Raw genomic sequence first — 15670 nt, forward strand, 5'->3', positions numbered from 1 at the left:
ATCCCATCATTTGACGGCCCCGGCGGTGAGGCCGCGTACGAAATACCTGCCGCCGAAGAGATAGATCAGCAAGGTGGGCAGGGCCGCGATGATCACCGCAGCGCTCTGCACGCCATGCTGCGGGATATCCGCCACCGCGGCAGATAGCGCGATGAGAGCGGCCGTGACGGGCTGCTGCTGCCCGGTCGTGAATGTCACGCCATAGAGGAACTCGTTCCAGATGTGGGTGAACTGCCAGATCACGGTGACGATCAGGATGGGAGACGAGAGTGGCAGAATGATGCGCCAGAAAATGCGGAAGAACCCGGCGCCGTCGATGCGCGCGGCCCTGATCAGTTCATGTGGAATGGCGATATAGTAATTTCGGCAGAACAGCACTGTAAAGGAGAGCCCCTGGATCGTGTGGATCAGCACGAGGCCCGACAGGGTGTTGATGAGGCCGATGTCCCGCAGCACGATGGTCCAGGGCAGCAGGCGCATCTGCTGGGGAAGGAACAGGCCGAGGGTGACGATGCCATAGATCCAGTTGTCGCCGCGAAAACGCCAGAGCGAGACGGCGTAACCCGCGACAGCACCGAGCAGGGTCGAGAAGATCGTCGCGGGAATCGTGATGAGCGCGGAGTTCAGCATGTACGGCCGGATGCCGGCGCAGGTCTCGGCGACGCAGAAGCCGCTCCAGGCCAGGGCATAATTGCCCCAGGCCAAATGTTGCGGCCAGCCGATCATCGAGCCCTGCGCAATCTCCTCATTGGTCCGGAGCGAGTTCAGCACGACGACGACCAGCGGCGCGAGATAAGCGGCTGCGAAGAATGTCACGACGAGATAGATGACAATCCGGCTCGGGGCGAAGCTGCGGTCAGGCATGGGTAGCCTGCCGTCGCTGGACGTAACGCCACGCTGCATAGGGCAGCAGCACGGCGAGAAGGATGAGCAACATGAGCACCGCCGCAGCCGCACCCCGGCCGAGCTGGCCGCGCTGGAACATGAGGTCGTAGACAACAAGGGCCGGCAGCTGGGTCGCTATGCCGGGCCCGCCATTGGTGAGCGCGCGGACGAGGTCGAAGGCCGAAATGGCGAACTGCAGCTGGACGACGACGACGGTGATGGTGATCGGCCAGAGCGTCGGCAAGATCACACGCCAATAGGTCCGGATCGGTCCTGCGCCGTCGATCTGCGCGGCCTTGATGATGTCGGCATCGACGGACCGAAGCCCGGCAAGGAAGAGCGCCATCCCGAAGCCCGAGGATTGCCAGATCGCGGCGATGACGATGGTCCAGATCGCCATGTCGCGGTTGACCAGCCAGTCGAAATGGAAGGAGATCCAGCCGAGGTCGTGGGCAAGCTTCTCGATCCCGATACCGGGATTGAGCAGCCAGCTCCACACCGTGCCGGTCACGACGAACGAGACCGCCAGGGGGTACAGGAAGATGGTACGCAGCACGTTCTCGCCACGAATGCGCTGATCGAGCAAGATCGCGAGCACGAGACCGGTGATCAAGCTCAGCAGCACGAAGGCGATGCCGAACAGCAGCAGATTGTCGAAGGCGATTTGCCAGTTGCGCGACGCAAGGACCGAATTGTAGTTGCGCAATCCCACCCAGCCCGTGACCGGCACAAGCGTGGACGGCGTAAACGACATCCAGATCGTCCAGATCGAGAACGAAATGAGGTGCGCCGCGGACAGCAGCAGCGGCACCCAGATCATCAGATATTCGGGCAGCCGGCCGACCACGGCTGGTATTGCCGGGCGGCCGGGCTGCGTCGCTGTGGAGACGATGTCGGTCAACGGGCGCCCTCGACAGCCTCGGCAAGGCGGGTGACCGCCTGATCCGGCGTAATCGTCTTGTTCTTTGCGTATTCGGTGAACACGTCGATCATCGCAGCGGTCAGGCCATTTTCCTGCGCCATGTTGTGCGCGAGGCTCAGGACGGCCTGATTGCTGGCGACAGCCTCCTTGAGTGCGGCTGCGGTTCGCCTTTGACCATCGGACCAGCCTTCACCGGACAGATCGACGTCGGTGCGCACCGGGATCGATCCCGTGATTTGCGAGTACATGGTCTGGATCGCCGGATCCATCACGAGCTGGGCCATCAACGTCTGTCCGGCCTGCAGATCGGGCTCCTTGCGCTGCCAGAAGATGAAGGCGTCGGCATTGAGCAGGAACACCGGCTTGCCATTGTCGCTGGGACCCGGCGCGATGGTAAAGTCGTCCAACTTGAAACCGGCGTTGCGCAACACGCCCTGCGCCCATCCGCCCATGATCAACATGCCCATGTCGCCATCGATGAAGCGCTTCAAATTGGTGGCATAGGGTTGGGCGCCGACATTGGGGTCCATCCAGTTGGTGATCTTGCGCATCTGTGCGAAGGCCGCCTTGATCTCGGGACCCTCCAGGGCCTTCTTGTCGAGATTCATGGCGGCTGCGCGATATGCGGTCGGACTGATGCCGGCGAGCGAGGCCTCGAATTTTTGCCCATCGTCGGCGCGGGTGCCACCGTTGGCGACGGGAAAGGTGACCCCGGCGGCTTTCATCTTCTCGGCAAGATCGTTGAAGTCAGCCCAGGTGACGGGGGGCTTGTCGGCCTTGGCTTTGTCCATCGCGCGCTTGGAGAGAAATAGCATGTTGGTGCTGTAGATTTGCAGCGGCAGGGCAATCCACTTGCCCCCCGGCTTGTGCAATTTTGCAAGGTCCGGCGCGACGACCTTCTCGTAACCGGCGGCCGCAACAAGTGCGTCAAGATCGACGGTTGGCGCAATCTTCGACCAGGCTGCGATCTCGGGGCCCTTGAGTTGCGAACAGGCCGGCGGATCGCCGGCGATAATCTGGGCGCGCAGCTTGTTCATCATCTCGGTGGTGAACCCGGGGACGGGCGAGTGCTGCCACGTCCCGCCCTTCTCCTCGAATTTCTTGCCGAGTGCGGTGATCGCCGCGCCGTCGCTGCCGGCGGACCATTGCGAGATCACGGTCAGGCGCGGCTTGACCGCGCCTTGCGCGCGGGCAAAGGCAGGCAGCGCGAGCGCAGCGGCAGAGCCAGCAAGAAGACGACGCCTCGTTGTGGTGATCGGCATGGCAAGTTCCTCCCGGGTGTGAACTCTTCGGCGCGAGAGCCGCGCAGCATCAGTATCTCAGGCAGCCTCCGTCGACGCGGCGGGCATGCCACCGCATCTCGCCAGGCAGTACGCAGCGAAGGCCAACGCGGCATGCGGATCATTGCCGGTCGAGGGTGGCACGAAAGCGAGCGACACCTGCGCCAATTGCCGTCCGCCGAGCAGAGAGGCGTCGATCCCTTCGATCACGCCCTTGCGATCGTCGTCAGCGAGAAGCGAGGGCCAGCCGCTGATGGCGACGCCGCGGCAGGGTTTCACGTTCAGCGTATTGCCGATCGCCAGGCCAAGCCGGAACAGCCGCTGGCGCAGCTCCTGGCGCACACGCGGTGAGATCGGAATCGTGGTCACCCAGTCGTCGCCGAGCTGGAGCAATTCGGCTTCGCCCACGCCAAGCAGCTCGGCCAGGGCCGGAAGGGACGCATAGGCTTCGACGCAGCCATGATGTCCGCAGCGGCAACGCGGTCCGTCAGGCCCGAACACCATATGGCCGAGCTCGACCGGCTGCAGCGTGTCATCCTCGATCGGATCATCCATCCAGGCGCCGGCAACGCCCTGGCCAACAAAGACGAACAGATGCGGGCTGCTGAATGGATAAGCTTCCGTGCGGCTGCGGTGAAAGGTGGCATGCGCGACCACCGAGTTGGTGAAGTCGACCGGCACGCCGGCAAACATCGCGCCGACCACGTCGCTGACACGATCGATGTCAAAGGGAATGATCGGGTTGCCGAACTCGCTCAACCGGCCGAGGCCCGGAACCGAGACGCCGATGTGTGCGAGCCTGATGCGCCGCCGCCGCGTCCAGTCGCGCAGCAATGTCAGCGCTTCCTGGAACACCCGGCCGACGGACTCGACGGTCAGCTTTGCCGGCAGCGGTACACGCTCGGTGTAACGCAACTCGCCCGACAGGCTGCCGACGCCGACGCTGAGCCACTGAGCGGTCAGCTCGACCGCTGCAAGCGCCACCGAACGATCGAGCGACACCAGAGCCGTTGGCCCGCCGACATACGGGGCAGGGCGCCGCACCTCCTCGATCAGGCCTTCGGCCTTGAGGTCAAACAGGATGCGCGAGAGGCTCGCTTCGGACAGGCGCACGGCCTTGGCCAGCGGCGGCCGAAACGAGCCGCCCGACTGAAGCAGGTGGGTCAAAATGGCAGCGCGCGTCTGCCGCCGACTTCTCGGCTGCTCCGGCATTTCCGTCCCTGTCGTCATTCTTACTTAGTGTAAGGATGCGCGCCAGGCATTGCGGCTGTCAAGCGTCGGCCGACGCGGCGAGCCGACTTGTTGTTGTGCGTGGCAGCAAGGATCTGCACAAACGAAAACGGCGCCATCTTGCGATGGCGCCGTTCCGTTGGACCTTACAGTCCGATGTTACTTCCGGTCCTTGATCGCCACGTAGTCGCGGCGGGTGACGCCGGTGTAGAGCTGGCGCGGACGGCCGATCTTCTGGTGCGGATCTTCGATCATCTCGCTCCACTGGCTGATCCAGCCAACGGTGCGGGCGACCGCGAACAGCACGGTGAACATCGAGACCGGGAAGCCCATCGCCTTCAGCGTGATACCCGAATAGAAATCGACGTTCGGGTAGAGCTTGCGGTCGATGAAGTACTGGTCGCTGAGCGCGATCTTCTCCAGCTCGAGCGCAACCTTGAGCATCGGATCGTCGCCATGGCCGGTCTCCTTGAGCACGGCGTGACACATCTTCTGCATGATCTTGGCGCGGGGATCGTAGTTCTTGTAGACGCGGTGACCGAAGCCCATCAGGCGGACTTCAGAGTTCTTGTCCTTTACCTTGGCGATGAATTCCGGAATCTTGTCGACCGAACCGATCTCGGCGAGCATCGCGAGGGCGGCTTCGTTGGCACCGCCATGCGCCGGGCCCCACAGGCAGGCAATGCCGGCGGCAATGCAAGCGAACGGGTTGGCGCCGGAGGAGCCGGCGATGCGAACCGTCGAGGTGGAAGCATTCTGCTCGTGGTCGGCATGCAGGATGAAGATCTTGTCCAGCGCGTCGGCCAGGACCGGATTGATCTTGTACTCCTCGCACGGCACCGCGAAGCACATGTTGAGGAAGTTCTCGGCGAACTTCAGCGAGTTTTTCGGATAAATGAAGGGCTGGCCGACCGTGTATTTGTAGGCCATCGCCGCCAGCGTCGGGATCTTGGCGATCATCCGCATGGAGGCGATCATGCGCTGCTTCGGATCGTTGATGTCGGTGGAGTCGTGATAGAATGCGGCGAGCGCGCCGACAGCCGCCACCATGATCGCCATCGGATGGGCGTCGCGGCGGAAGCCCTGGAAGAAGCGGGCCATCTGCTCGTGCACCATCGTATGATGGATCACGCGATCGTCGAAGTCCTTCTTCTGCGCGGCGGTCGGCAGGCTGCCGTAGAGCAAGAGGTAGCAGGTCTCGAGGAAGTCGCCGTTTTCGGCGAGCTGCTCGATCGGATAGCCACGGTATTCCAGCACGCCCGCGTCGCCGTCGATATAAGTGATCTTGGACTGGCAGCTCGCCGTCGAGGTGAAGCCGGGATCGTAGGTGAACAGGCCGGACTGGCCGTAGAGCTTGCCGATATCGATGACTTCAGGCCCGACGCTGCCGCCGAGGATCGGGAGATCGTAGTTCTTGTTTCCGACCGTCAGCGTGGCGGTCTTATTGCTTGCTTTTGCGTCCATCAGAGGTCCCCGATGTATGGTGAAACGGGCCGGACCCGGAAGGCCCCGATGAGATCGTGGGCAGGCCGGATATTCCAGAAGCTACGGTCAAGATGGGTATATTATTGCTGTGTGCGCTGCAAGATGGCGCCACGCATGCTCGACTTACGTCGTACCCGGTCCTTGGTGGGCAAAGGCTTGAGCCACCCTGGGCCTAGCCCTTGGCCTGGTCCTTGAGCCGGTGCAAACTTTCCTGGCGTCCAAGCACGTCCAAAACCTCGAAAATCCCCGGCGAGGTCGATCGTCCAGTGAGCGCCGCCCGCAAAGGCTGCGCGACTGCGCCGAGCTTGAGATTATTTTCCTCGGCAAAAGCGCGCAGCGCAGCCTCCGCAGAAGCCGCACTCCAGGCCTCCACATTCTCCAGCGCGGAATGCAGCTGGCCGATCAGCTTGCGGTTCTCGGGCGTCAGCAGCGCCGCCGCCTTGGGATCGAGCTCGAGCGGCCGGTCGGCGAAGATGAAATAGGCGCTGTCGATCAGCTCGATCAGCGTCTTGGCGCGTTCTTTCAAGGCCGGCATGGCCTTCAGGAGCTGCGCGCGCGTGGTGTCGTTTAGCTTGGCCTTGATCTCGTCGCGGCTGGGCACGACGTGGTCGAGCACGTCCTCGAACATCTTCACGAGTGATTGATCGTCGGCATGGCGGATGTAATGGCCGTTGAGGTTTTCCAGCTTGGCGAAATCGAAGCGGGCGGCGGCGCGGCCGACGTTCGCAAGGTCGAAGGCCGCGATCATCTCCTCGGTCGAGAAGATCTCCTGGTCGCCATGGCTCCAGCCGAGGCGGACGAGGTAGTTGCGCAGCGCCGCCGGCAAATAGCCCATGGCGCGATAGGCATCGACGCCGAGCGCGCCGTGGCGCTTGGACAGCTTTGAGCCATCCGGGCCGTGGATCAGGGGGATGTGGGACATGTTCGGCAGGGCCCAGCCCATCGCATCGTAGATCTGCTTCTGGCGCGCGGCGTTGATCAGATGATCGTCGCCGCGGATGACGTGGGTGACACCCATGTCGTGGTCGTCGACCACCACCGCGAGCATGTAGGTCGGGTTGCCATCGCCACGCAGCAGCACAAGATCGTCGAGGTTCTCGTTCTGCCAGACCACGCGGCCCTGGACCTGGTCCTCGATCACAGTCTCGCCGGTCTGCGGCGCGCGCAGCCGGATCGTCGGTTTGACGTCGGCGGGCGCTGTCGCCGGGTTGCGGTCGCGCCAGAGGCCGTCATAGAGGCGGGTGCGGCCCTCCGCCCGCGCCTTCTCGCGCATCGCGGTGAGTTCTTCGGCGGTGGCGTAGCAGCGGTAGGCCTTGCCTTCGGCGAGCAGCTGCTCGGCGACCTCGCGGTGGCGCGCGGCGCGGCTGAACTGGTAGATGACATCGCCATCCCAGCCGAGCTCCAGCCATTTGAGGCCGTCGAGGATGGCGCCAATCGCAGCCTCGGTGGACCGCTCGCGGTCGGTATCCTCGATCCGGAGCAGCATCTTGCCGCCGTGCTTCTTCGCATAGAGCCAGTTGAACAGCGCCGTGCGGGCGCCCCCGATATGGAGGAAGCCGGTCGGGGAGGGAGCGAAGCGTGTGACGACGGAGGAGGTCATTCTTGGCAGGGCCTATGCATTGGAGGCGGTGGTATATAACAGGACCGGAGCATAACTAAAGCCCGGCAGCGGACCTGCCAGGCCTTGCTTAAGCCCTTGGCTCAGCCAAGCGAATTTGGCAGAAGGGCCGAAGATTTCCCGACAGGATTGCAGGATGAGCACAGAACCGGTGGCGAACGAGGTTGGGCGCGATTTCATTCGTGACATCATCCAGGCCGACCTCGACCAGGCCAAATACAGGGAGATCGTGACCCGGTTCCCGCCGGAGCCGAACGGCTACCTGCATATCGGTCACGCCAAGTCGATCGCACTCAATTTCGGCATCGCCCAGGAGTTTCCGGGCCGCTGCCATTTGCGCTTCGACGACACCAATCCGGTCAAGGAAGAGCAGGAATATATCGATTCGATCCAGGCCGACGTGCGCTGGCTCGGCTTCGACTGGGGCAAGAACCTGTTCTTCGCCTCCGACTATTTCGACCGCCTCTACGAATGGGCGGAGAAGCTGATCCGTGACGGGCTCGCCTATGTCGACGACCAGACCCAGGACGAGATCCGCGCCTCGCGCGGTACGTTGACCGAGCCCGGCAAGAACTCGCCGTTCCGCGACCGCTCGGTCGATGAAAATCTGGACCTGTTCCGCCGCATGAAGGCCGGCGAATTCCCGAACGGCGCGCGGGTGCTGCGGGCGAAGATCGACATGGCTGCGGGCAACATCAATTTGCGCGACCCCGTGCTGTACCGGATCCTGCACGCGCATCATCCGCGCACGGGCGACAAGTGGTCGATCTATCCGAGCTATGACTATGCGCACGGCCAGTCGGACGCGATCGAGGGCATCACGCACTCGATCTGCACGCTGGAGTTCGAGGATCACCGGCCGCTCTACGACTGGTTCATCGAGAAGCTGCCGGTGCCGTCGAGGCCGCACCAGTACGAATTCGCACGGCTCAACCTCACCTACACGCTGCTGTCGAAACGCGTGCTGACCCAGCTCGTGCGCGAAGGCCATGTCGCGGGCTGGGACGATCCGCGCATGCCGACCATGGCGGGGATGCGCCGCCGCGGCGTACCGCCGGCGGCGCTGCGCGAATTCGTCAAGCGCATCGGCGTTGCCAAAGCCAACAGTGTCGTCGATGTCGGCATGCTGGAGTTCTGTATTCGCGAGGAGCTGAACCGCACTTCGCAGCGGCGCATGGCGGTGCTGCGGCCGCTGAAGGTCGTGATCGAGAATTATCCGGAAGGGCAGGTCGAGGAACTCGACGCCATCAATCATCCCGACGATCCCTCGGCCGGCACGCGCAAGATCACGTTCGGTCGCGAACTCTATATCGAGCACGACGACTTCATGGAGAACCCGCCGAAAAAGTTCTTCCGCCTGTCGCCGGGCAACGAGGTGCGGCTGCGCTACGCCTATTTCGTCAAGTGCACCGGCGTGATCAAGAACGCTGACGGCGAGGTGGTCGAGCTGCGCTGCAGCTACGATCCCGCGACCAAGGGCGGCAATGCGCCCGACGGCCGCAAGGTCAAGGCCACCATGCACTGGCTCTCGGCGGCGACCTCCAAGCCTGCGGAAATCCGCATCTACAACCAGCTCTTCGCCAACCCGAGCCCGGACGCCTCGAACTTCGCCGCCGATCTCAACCCGCAGTCGCTGGAGATATTGTCCGACGCCCGGGTCGAGGCCTCGGTCGCCGAAAGCAATGCGACCGAGCCGATGCAGTTCGAGCGGCAGGGCTATTTCGTGCGCGACAAGGACTCCACGCCCGGCAAGCCCGTGTTCTCGCAAACCATCGGTCTGCGCGACACGTTTGCCAAGGAAGTCGCCAAGGGCTGAGGCGCATATGAGCAACGAAGCCGACGAAATCGTTTCCGCGATCATCGCGAAATGGTGCGCCGGCTTCGCCAGGCTCGACGCCGCCGCGCTGTCGTCGCTCTATTCGACCAACGCGTTCTTCTTCGGATCAAACCCAAGACTCTACCGGGGCAGGGACGGCGTTGCCGAGTACTTCAACGGCCTGCCGCGATGGCGCAAGCCGCGCGCGGCGTTTTCCAAGGTGCAGGTGGTGCGGGCGGGGCCGGACTTGATCAACATGGCTGCGACCATCTCGTTCGACCTCGCCGGCGAGCGACCCGATCTCATCGTCAAGATGAGCTGGGTCATCATCCGCGAGGCCGGCGACTGGAAGATCGTCAATCACCACGCCTCGTCGCAGGCACCGCTGATCTAGCCTCGTAATTGGGTGTCGTCATTCCGGGCTCGCGCCGATAGGAGCCCCGGAATCCCGGCAGAACCGAACCGCCTCTCACGCGTTGATCGGGTCCAGAAGAGGATCCCCCATGCAGAACATCGCTGAACATATGGAAGTCATCGGCGCCGATGGCGTCCACATCGGCACGGTCGACAAGATCGAGGGCAATCGCATCAAGCTGACCAAGAAGGACAGCGGCGAGGGTAGCCACAAGGGCCATCATCACTTCATCGACAAGGGCCTCGTCGCCGACGTCGAGGGCAACAAGGTCCGGCTCTCCGCCAAGGCGGATGTGGCCGTGACGATGGAAGAGGAAAAGTAGGCTTTTAAGCCGTTCGTTCCTGATCTGTACCGCTATTCGCCTGCCTACACGTTCCGGTAGCTTCGAGCTCCGTTGCGTATTGTCAGGTGTAACGATGGCGGAGCCCGGGCGGCCAGTACGCTCCCAAGGGATCGCACAAGGGATCGCGGGAACTTGGCCCGTGGGCCGCCCCGCGTCCGCCGGCGGCTTTGCGCCAGCGGGCTTCGGCGTCTGGCCCTCACTGGTCGAGACGCTGCGCGAATGGGGGCGGGCTGAGGCCGGCGCCGGGCGGCTGTTTCCCTGGGTCCCCATCGCCTTCGGCTGCGGGATCGCGCTCTATTTTGCCGCCGATCGTGAGCCGGTGCTTTGGGTCGTAGCCGCGACCGCGGCCGTGCTCTCGCTCGGCGCTATGCTGTTGCGGCGAGGCCGATTCTTCGCGCCAGCCATCATGATCGCGGCGGTCGCGGCCGGCTTTGCGATGGCGACCTGGAAGACCGCGCGCATCGCTCATGCCGTGCTGGCAAAGCCGCTCTATTCCGTGTCGCTGTCGGGCTTCGTCGAGACGCGTGACATCCGTGAGCGCACCGACCGGTTCGTGCTCCGCGTCACCGCGATGGAGACCCAACGCGGCGACATCCAGCTGGAGCGTGTACGGCTGTCGGTGCGCAAGGGGACGGCCCCCGAAGTCGGCAGCTTCGTGCAGTTGAAGGCGCGGCTGATGCCGCCGCTCTCGCCATTGCGGCCCGGCAGCTACGACTTCTCGCGCGACATGTTCTTCCAGGGCATCGGTGCCTCCGGTTTCGCGATGGGGGCAATCACGGTGGCGCCCCCGCCCGAAGCCGGGGGCATCAGGCTGCGCTACGCCGCAATGATGCAGGGGCTGCGCGACGCCATCGACGCACGCATCCGTGCCACCCTCGACGGCGACAACCGCGCCATCGCGACCGCGCTGCTGACCGGACGCCGCGACGCGATCACCACGCCCGTCAATGATGCGATGTTCATCTCGGGGCTCGGCCATGTGCTGTCGATCTCGGGTTACCATATGGCCGTGGTCGCCGGCGTCGTGTTCTTCGCGGTGCGGGCGCTGCTCGCGCTCATTCCTGGGTTGGCCGCCGGCTTCGCAATCAAGAAATGGTCGGCGGCGGCCGCACTGTTCGCCGCCGCGTTCTATCTCCTGCTGTCGGGCGCGGAAGTGGCCACGCAGCGATCGTTCTTCATGACGGCGGTGGTGTTGATCGCCGTGATCGTCGATCGCCGCGCCATTACTTTCCGCACCCTCGCGGTGGCAGCCCTGATCGTGCTTGCGGTCGCGCCGGAGGCGCTGGTGCATCCGAGCTTCCAGATGTCGTTCGCGGCGACGCTGGGGCTCGTGGCGCTGGTGCAGGTCGGCATGCCGAACCTGTTTGCCTCGCCGGATCATTCGACCACTGCGCGGATCGCGATGTGGGGTGGGCGCGAGATCGCGATGCTGTTCATGGCCTCCATGATCGCGGGGCTTGCGACCACGCCCTACGCAGCCTTCCACTTTCACCGCGTCACGCCGTACGGCGTGCTCGCCAATCTCGGCGCCATGCCGGTGGTTTCGGCGCTGGTGATGCCTGCCGGGCTGTTGGGCTTGCTTGCGGCGCCGTTCGGACTGGACGGCGTGTTCTGGTGGCTGATGGGGATCGGCATCGATTGGATGATCGCGGTCACGCGATGGGTCGCGGCATTGCCGGGCGCGGTCGGCCATATCGGCGCCTTCGGCACCGCGCCCCTGGTCGCGGCGAGCCTCGGGCTCGTCCTGATGGGATTGTTGCGCACGCCGCTGCGTTGGTCGGGCGCGCTGGTGCTGCTGGTTGCGATCCTTTGGGGCTTGTCCGTCCGGCAACCCGACATCCTGATCGCCGGTGACGGGCAGAGCGTCGCGGTGCGGGGCAGGGACGGGCAGCTGCATCTGATCAGGATGAACAAGGACAGCTTTCTGCTCAAGGAATGGCTGGCGGCCGACGCCGATCCGCGTGATGCCGGCAGTGCGTCGCTGGCCGATGGCGTCTCGTGCGACGATTTGGGCTGCGTCACGCCGCTCGCCGACGGGCGCCTGGTCGCAGTTGCGTTGCGCATCGGCGCGCTGGCCGATGATTGCAATCGTGCCGCGCTGGTGGTGACCGCCCGGCCGGCGCCGCCGGATTGCACGGCGATGGTGGTCGATCGTCAGCGTCTCGCAAGCCAGGGCGCGCTCGCGCTGATGCGGCGTGGTGATGGTTTTGCCGTTCAGGCGGTGAAGGCAAGGGGCGCAGACCGTCCCTGGTCGCCGGCTGCCGCAGGCGCGGCGGATTATGATGGCAGCCTCGCGCCGAAGACGAAGACAGCGTCTCCCCGGAGCAATGACGCAACGCCGTCCGAGGCCGATCTCCAAGCCGAGGACTGAAAGCCGAGGGCTGGATTTGACCTCTCAGCCGATCGTCGGGCCGGAATGGCTGGCCGTCCGACGTGCGGCGGGCGGATCCCATTCGATCGGCTTTGCGAGATGCAAACCGCTCCAGTTCGCCGGCCTCGGCCGGCGATGGGCATTTCAATCCGGGCCTCGACCCCTCGTTGGGGTCGGCGGCGTCAGCCGATCGGCAGGCGGGTGATCGTTGGCTGCCTGTCGGCTATCTCTGGCTTTTGCTCCCGCTCGCCGAGCGGCTGGGTCACCGGCAATTGCAGCACGGTGGCGCGCTGGCCTTCGACGAGCTGCGTCACCAGCACGTATTTGCCGTCCGGAAATTCGATGGCGTCGTGATGGCGATCGGGAATGTGCGGATCGACCTTGCCGAACTTGCCGACGCGGGAGTTGATGGTGCGCGTCCAGATCCAGCGATTGTCGTAGCGGACGCTGTCGGCGAAGGCGAGCTCCGTTCCCGGCAGCAGACAGACCGCGACCGACATATCGGCTTCGGAGGCGAAGCCGCGCGTCGAGGTGCCGCGGAAAGTTGTCGTGACGATTGTCTCGCCGACTTCTGCGGGACGCGTCGCGACGGCGTGCAGGCTGTAGTCACACATCGGGGTGCTCCTCAATCAGGATAGCGACCCGCGCCTCTTCTGAGGCGCAGGCCTCTATCAGAGTAGAAGCCTGCAAGCGTCTGCTTGGTTGTGGGCAAATCTGCGGCTTGGTTCGCGCGCTGCAATCACAATATCTTTTTCAATTGCGCGAGGAACAAAGCCTGCTCCCGTGCATTCGGGCAGTTTCGCCATTAGCGGCCAGCGGGCGCCGACCAGCCGGAATATTGCCAGGCCCGTTGCGACGGCTGCTCGACCGCGTTGCGGGCATTGCGGAATTGCTCGCTCGTCGCCCGCGCTGCTTTGCCGAGATGGTGCTGTGACTGCGCCGCGAGGGCTTGCGACGCTGATGCTGCGATCAGCGCCATCGCGACAGTGCTCAGAATAATGCTGCGCATGGTTCTCTCCTCGGTCTCTCAAAGCCCTGCGAAGCGGTGTGTGCTTCGTCGCGGCGTGCCGAGGATGTAGCGCTGGAGGGGTGGCCGGATAATCTGTGCAAAACCAGAAAGACTATCCAGCCGGAGCGGACAATCGTCCGCTCCAATCGCTCGTGCGCGGCGGCCTGCCGACCGTCCGCAGCCGGCTCAATACTTCCGGTAAAGCCCGATCAGCTTGCCCTGAATCTTCACCCGGTTGGGCGGCAGGATGCGAACCTCATACGAGGCGTTCGCCGGCTCGAGCGCGATCGAGGCGCCGCGGCGCCGGAAACGTTTCAGCGTTGCCTCCTCGTCGTCGATCAGCGCCACAACGATGTCGCCGGTATCGGCGCTCTCGTTACGCTGGATCAGCGCCATGTCGCCGTCGAGGATACCGGCATCGACCATGGAATCGCCGCGCACTTCGAGCGCGTAGTGCTCACCGGAGCCGAGCATGTCAGGCGGCACGCTGATGGTGTGGCTGCGGGTCTGCAACGCTTCGATCGGCGTACCGGCCGCGATCCGGCCCATCACGGGCACCGCGACGGGGCGCTCGCCGTCATCCGCCGACCCGCTGGAGCTCGCGCGGACCTTGCCGAGATTGCCCTCGATGACGCTGGGCGTGAACCCGCGGCGGCTGCCGGCCGCGGCCTGAAGCTCCGGCAGCTTGATCACCTCGATGGCGCGGGCGCGGTTGGGCAGGCGCCGGATGAAGCCGCGCTCCTCGAGCGCGGTGATCAGGCGATGGATGCCCGATTTCGAGCGCAGATCGAGCGCGTCCTTCATCTCGTCGAAGGAGGGCGGCACGCCGCTTTCCTTCAGCCGCTCGCTGATGAACCGCAGAAGCTCGTATTGTTTGCGCGTTAACATCTCGACCAAATTCCCCCGGTTGATGTCGTTCGATTCCGAGACGCTGAGTTCAGCGATGAGCCGCTACATGCTCGAAACAAATCATGAACGGACACTATATGTTCGATATGTGTTCCGCAACTGCTTAATTTAGCGTGAACGCGACAAACTTCGCGGAACGCGAGCGAGCGACGCGTTCAGACCGGCAATCGCAGCACCTCGCAGGGCGTGCCTGCCTCGGCCTTCGGCGCAAACGGCGCACGTACGAGAAGTGCCTGTGCGGCAGCCAGATTCGCGAGCAGCGAGGAATCCTGATGACTCACGGGATGAGCGATGAGGGTGCCGTCGTCGCGCAATTCAAGGCGCGCGCGAAGATAGTCCTCGCGCTGGTCGTTGGCACCGACATCGCGGCCGAGCACGGCGCGTTCGCGACGGTGGTGAATCACTTCGCGGCCCGAGAGCGCGCGAATCAGCGGCACCATGAACAGGAACGCACAGACGTAGGACGACACGGGATTGCCGGGCAGGCCGATCACGCGCATCGCGCCGAGCTGACCGTGCATCATCGGCTTGCCCGGGCGAATCGCGATCTTCCAGAACGCCATCGAGATGCCTTCGGCCTCGAGCGCCGGCTTGACCAGGTCGTGGTCGCCAACCGAGGCGCCGCCGGTGGTGATCAGGACATCCGCCCCGCTGTCGCGGGCGCGGCGGATGCCGGCCGTGGTCGCCTCAACCGTGTCGGCGGCGATGCCGAGGTCGATGGTCTCGGCGCCTTCGCTGCGCGCGAGCGCGTGCAGGGCATAGCCGTTGGAATAAACGATCTGACCCGCGCCGGGGGTGACGCCGGGCATCACCAGCTCATCGCCGGTTGCGAGGATCGCAACTCTCGGCCGGCGGCGGACGGGCAGGCGCGGATGGTTCATCGCGGCCGCGAGCGCCAGGTCACGCTCGGTGAGTCGGGTTCCTCGCTTCAGCAGCAAATCGCCTTCGCGAAAATCGACGCCGGCAAGGCGGATGTGCCGTCCGATGAGGGCGGCTTCCTTGATCGTGACGCGCTTGCCCTCGACCGCAGTATCCTCCTGGATCACGACCGCATCCGCGCCATCGGGAACGACGCCGCCTGTGAAAATCCGTACGGCTTCGCCAGCGCCCACCGTTCCCGCGAACGGCCGGCCGGCTGCGACCTCGCCAATCAGATTGAGCTGTGCATCGATCCTGGCCGCGTCGGCGGCGCGCACTGCGTAGCCGTCCATGGCCGACATCGCCTGCGGTGGCTGCGTACGGCGCGCCGCGAGATCGCGCGCCAGCACCCGGTGCCAGGCCTCGTCGAGCGCAACCATCTCTTCCGCCAGCGGCTCTGCGCCGGCAAGCACCGCGGCAAGCGCGTCGGAAACCGGCATGAGGGCCACGGTGAAAACTCCTGCTCGGG

The 15670-nt window shown here is 64.5% G+C and carries 14 protein-coding genes; 4 read left to right on the forward strand and 10 right to left on the reverse strand.

Features of this window, described 5'->3' with window-relative positions; all coding sequences use genetic code 11:
- Positions 1–6: 6 nt before the first annotated feature.
- From AC0L2O_RS09895 to gltX, 6 genes are all read right to left on the reverse strand, one after another.
- A complete protein-coding gene (locus tag AC0L2O_RS09895) occupies positions 7–864 on the reverse strand; it encodes a carbohydrate ABC transporter permease (protein ID WP_473369594.1) in 858 nt (285 codons plus the stop codon).
- Positions 857–1705, reverse strand: coding sequence for a carbohydrate ABC transporter permease (locus AC0L2O_RS09900; RefSeq protein WP_473369716.1), 849 nt, complete (start codon positions 1703–1705; stop codon positions 857–859). The genes AC0L2O_RS09895 and AC0L2O_RS09900 overlap by 8 nt, the downstream gene beginning before the upstream one ends.
- 77 nt (positions 1706–1782) lie before the next feature.
- Positions 1783–3069: an ABC transporter substrate-binding protein gene (locus AC0L2O_RS09905; protein WP_369723431.1), complete on the reverse strand. Its 1287-nt coding sequence runs from the start codon at positions 3067–3069 to the stop codon at positions 1783–1785.
- A 57-nt stretch (positions 3070–3126) separates the two neighbouring features.
- Positions 3127–4299 (reverse strand): ROK family transcriptional regulator, encoded by a 1173-nt coding sequence (locus tag AC0L2O_RS09910; RefSeq protein WP_473369717.1) that lies wholly within the window; start codon positions 4297–4299, stop codon positions 3127–3129.
- A gap of 177 nt (positions 4300–4476) precedes the next feature.
- Complete coding sequence (gene gltA / locus AC0L2O_RS09915) at positions 4477–5781, reverse strand: citrate synthase (RefSeq protein ID WP_473369595.1); 1305 nt, start codon at positions 5779–5781, stop codon at positions 4477–4479.
- Positions 5782–5974: 193 nt separating this feature from the next.
- Positions 5975–7402, reverse strand: a complete 1428-nt coding sequence (gene gltX / locus AC0L2O_RS09920) for a glutamate--tRNA ligase (protein ID WP_473369596.1) — start codon at positions 7400–7402, stop codon at positions 5975–5977.
- Between the two features lie 154 nt (positions 7403–7556).
- Between gltX and AC0L2O_RS09925 the strand changes: the two genes are divergently transcribed.
- The 4 genes from AC0L2O_RS09925 (at position 7557) to AC0L2O_RS09940 (ending at position 12365) form a co-directional block, all read left to right on the forward strand.
- Positions 7557–9236 carry a glutamine--tRNA ligase/YqeY domain fusion protein gene (locus tag AC0L2O_RS09925; protein WP_473369597.1) on the forward strand — a complete coding sequence of 560 codons (1680 nt, stop codon included), beginning with the start codon at positions 7557–7559 and terminating at the stop codon, positions 9234–9236.
- 7 nt (positions 9237–9243) lie between these two features.
- On the forward strand, positions 9244–9630 hold the full coding sequence (locus tag AC0L2O_RS09930) for a YybH family protein (protein ID WP_473369598.1): 387 nt from the start codon (positions 9244–9246) through the stop codon (positions 9628–9630).
- A gap of 109 nt (positions 9631–9739) precedes the next feature.
- Positions 9740–9973: a DUF2171 domain-containing protein gene (locus AC0L2O_RS09935; RefSeq protein ID WP_369723434.1), complete on the forward strand. Its 234-nt coding sequence runs from the start codon at positions 9740–9742 to the stop codon at positions 9971–9973.
- A 94-nt stretch (positions 9974–10067) separates the two neighbouring features.
- Positions 10068–12365, forward strand: coding sequence for a ComEC/Rec2 family competence protein (locus tag AC0L2O_RS09940; RefSeq protein WP_473369599.1), 2298 nt, complete (start codon positions 10068–10070; stop codon positions 12363–12365).
- Between the two features lie 182 nt (positions 12366–12547).
- Here AC0L2O_RS09940 and AC0L2O_RS09945 read toward each other — a convergent pair whose 3' ends face one another.
- The 4 genes from AC0L2O_RS09945 to AC0L2O_RS09960 all read right to left on the reverse strand — a co-directional run bounded on the left by AC0L2O_RS09945 (position 12548) and on the right by AC0L2O_RS09960 (position 15650).
- On the reverse strand, positions 12548–12979 hold the full coding sequence (locus tag AC0L2O_RS09945; protein WP_369723436.1) for a hypothetical protein: 432 nt from the start codon (positions 12977–12979) through the stop codon (positions 12548–12550).
- Between the two features lie 191 nt (positions 12980–13170).
- Positions 13171–13374: a hypothetical protein gene (locus tag AC0L2O_RS09950; RefSeq protein ID WP_409188607.1), complete on the reverse strand. Its 204-nt coding sequence runs from the start codon at positions 13372–13374 to the stop codon at positions 13171–13173.
- A 186-nt stretch (positions 13375–13560) separates the two neighbouring features.
- Positions 13561–14262, reverse strand: coding sequence for a transcriptional repressor LexA (gene lexA, locus AC0L2O_RS09955; RefSeq protein ID WP_369723438.1), 702 nt, complete (start codon positions 14260–14262; stop codon positions 13561–13563).
- Between the two features lie 176 nt (positions 14263–14438).
- Positions 14439–15650 (reverse strand): molybdopterin molybdotransferase MoeA, encoded by a 1212-nt coding sequence (locus AC0L2O_RS09960; RefSeq protein WP_473369600.1) that lies wholly within the window; start codon positions 15648–15650, stop codon positions 14439–14441.
- Positions 15651–15670: the final 20 nt, after the last annotated feature.

Source organism: Bradyrhizobium sp. Kon10 (assembly GCF_055807395.1).

What these genes read in the sequence shown, in the direction of transcription:
- AC0L2O_RS09935 (WP_369723434.1), top strand. Translation starts at nt 9,740, where the DNA reads ATGCAGAACATCGCTGAACATATGGAAGTCATCGGCGCCGATGGCGTC.
- AC0L2O_RS09910 (WP_473369717.1), bottom strand. Translation starts at nt 4,299, where the DNA reads ATGCCGGAGCAGCCGAGAAGTCGGCGGCAGACGCGCGCTGCCATTTTG.
- AC0L2O_RS09925 (WP_473369597.1), top strand. Translation starts at nt 7,557, where the DNA reads ATGAGCACAGAACCGGTGGCGAACGAGGTTGGGCGCGATTTCATTCGT.
- AC0L2O_RS09945 (WP_369723436.1), bottom strand. Translation starts at nt 12,979, where the DNA reads ATGTGTGACTACAGCCTGCACGCCGTCGCGACGCGTCCCGCAGAAGTC.
- gltX (WP_473369596.1), bottom strand. Translation starts at nt 7,402, where the DNA reads ATGACCTCCTCCGTCGTCACACGCTTCGCTCCCTCCCCGACCGGCTTC.
- gltA (WP_473369595.1), bottom strand. Translation starts at nt 5,781, where the DNA reads ATGGACGCAAAAGCAAGCAATAAGACCGCCACGCTGACGGTCGGAAAC.
- AC0L2O_RS09900 (WP_473369716.1), bottom strand. Translation starts at nt 1,705, where the DNA reads ATGATCTGGGTGCCGCTGCTGCTGTCCGCGGCGCACCTCATTTCGTTC.
- lexA (WP_369723438.1), bottom strand. Translation starts at nt 14,262, where the DNA reads ATGTTAACGCGCAAACAATACGAGCTTCTGCGGTTCATCAGCGAGCGG.
- AC0L2O_RS09905 (WP_369723431.1), bottom strand. Translation starts at nt 3,069, where the DNA reads ATGCCGATCACCACAACGAGGCGTCGTCTTCTTGCTGGCTCTGCCGCT.
- AC0L2O_RS09930 (WP_473369598.1), top strand. Translation starts at nt 9,244, where the DNA reads ATGAGCAACGAAGCCGACGAAATCGTTTCCGCGATCATCGCGAAATGG.
- AC0L2O_RS09940 (WP_473369599.1), top strand. Translation starts at nt 10,068, where the DNA reads ATGGCGGAGCCCGGGCGGCCAGTACGCTCCCAAGGGATCGCACAAGGG.
- AC0L2O_RS09895 (WP_473369594.1), bottom strand. Translation starts at nt 864, where the DNA reads ATGCCTGACCGCAGCTTCGCCCCGAGCCGGATTGTCATCTATCTCGTC.
- AC0L2O_RS09950 (WP_409188607.1), bottom strand. Translation starts at nt 13,374, where the DNA reads ATGCGCAGCATTATTCTGAGCACTGTCGCGATGGCGCTGATCGCAGCA.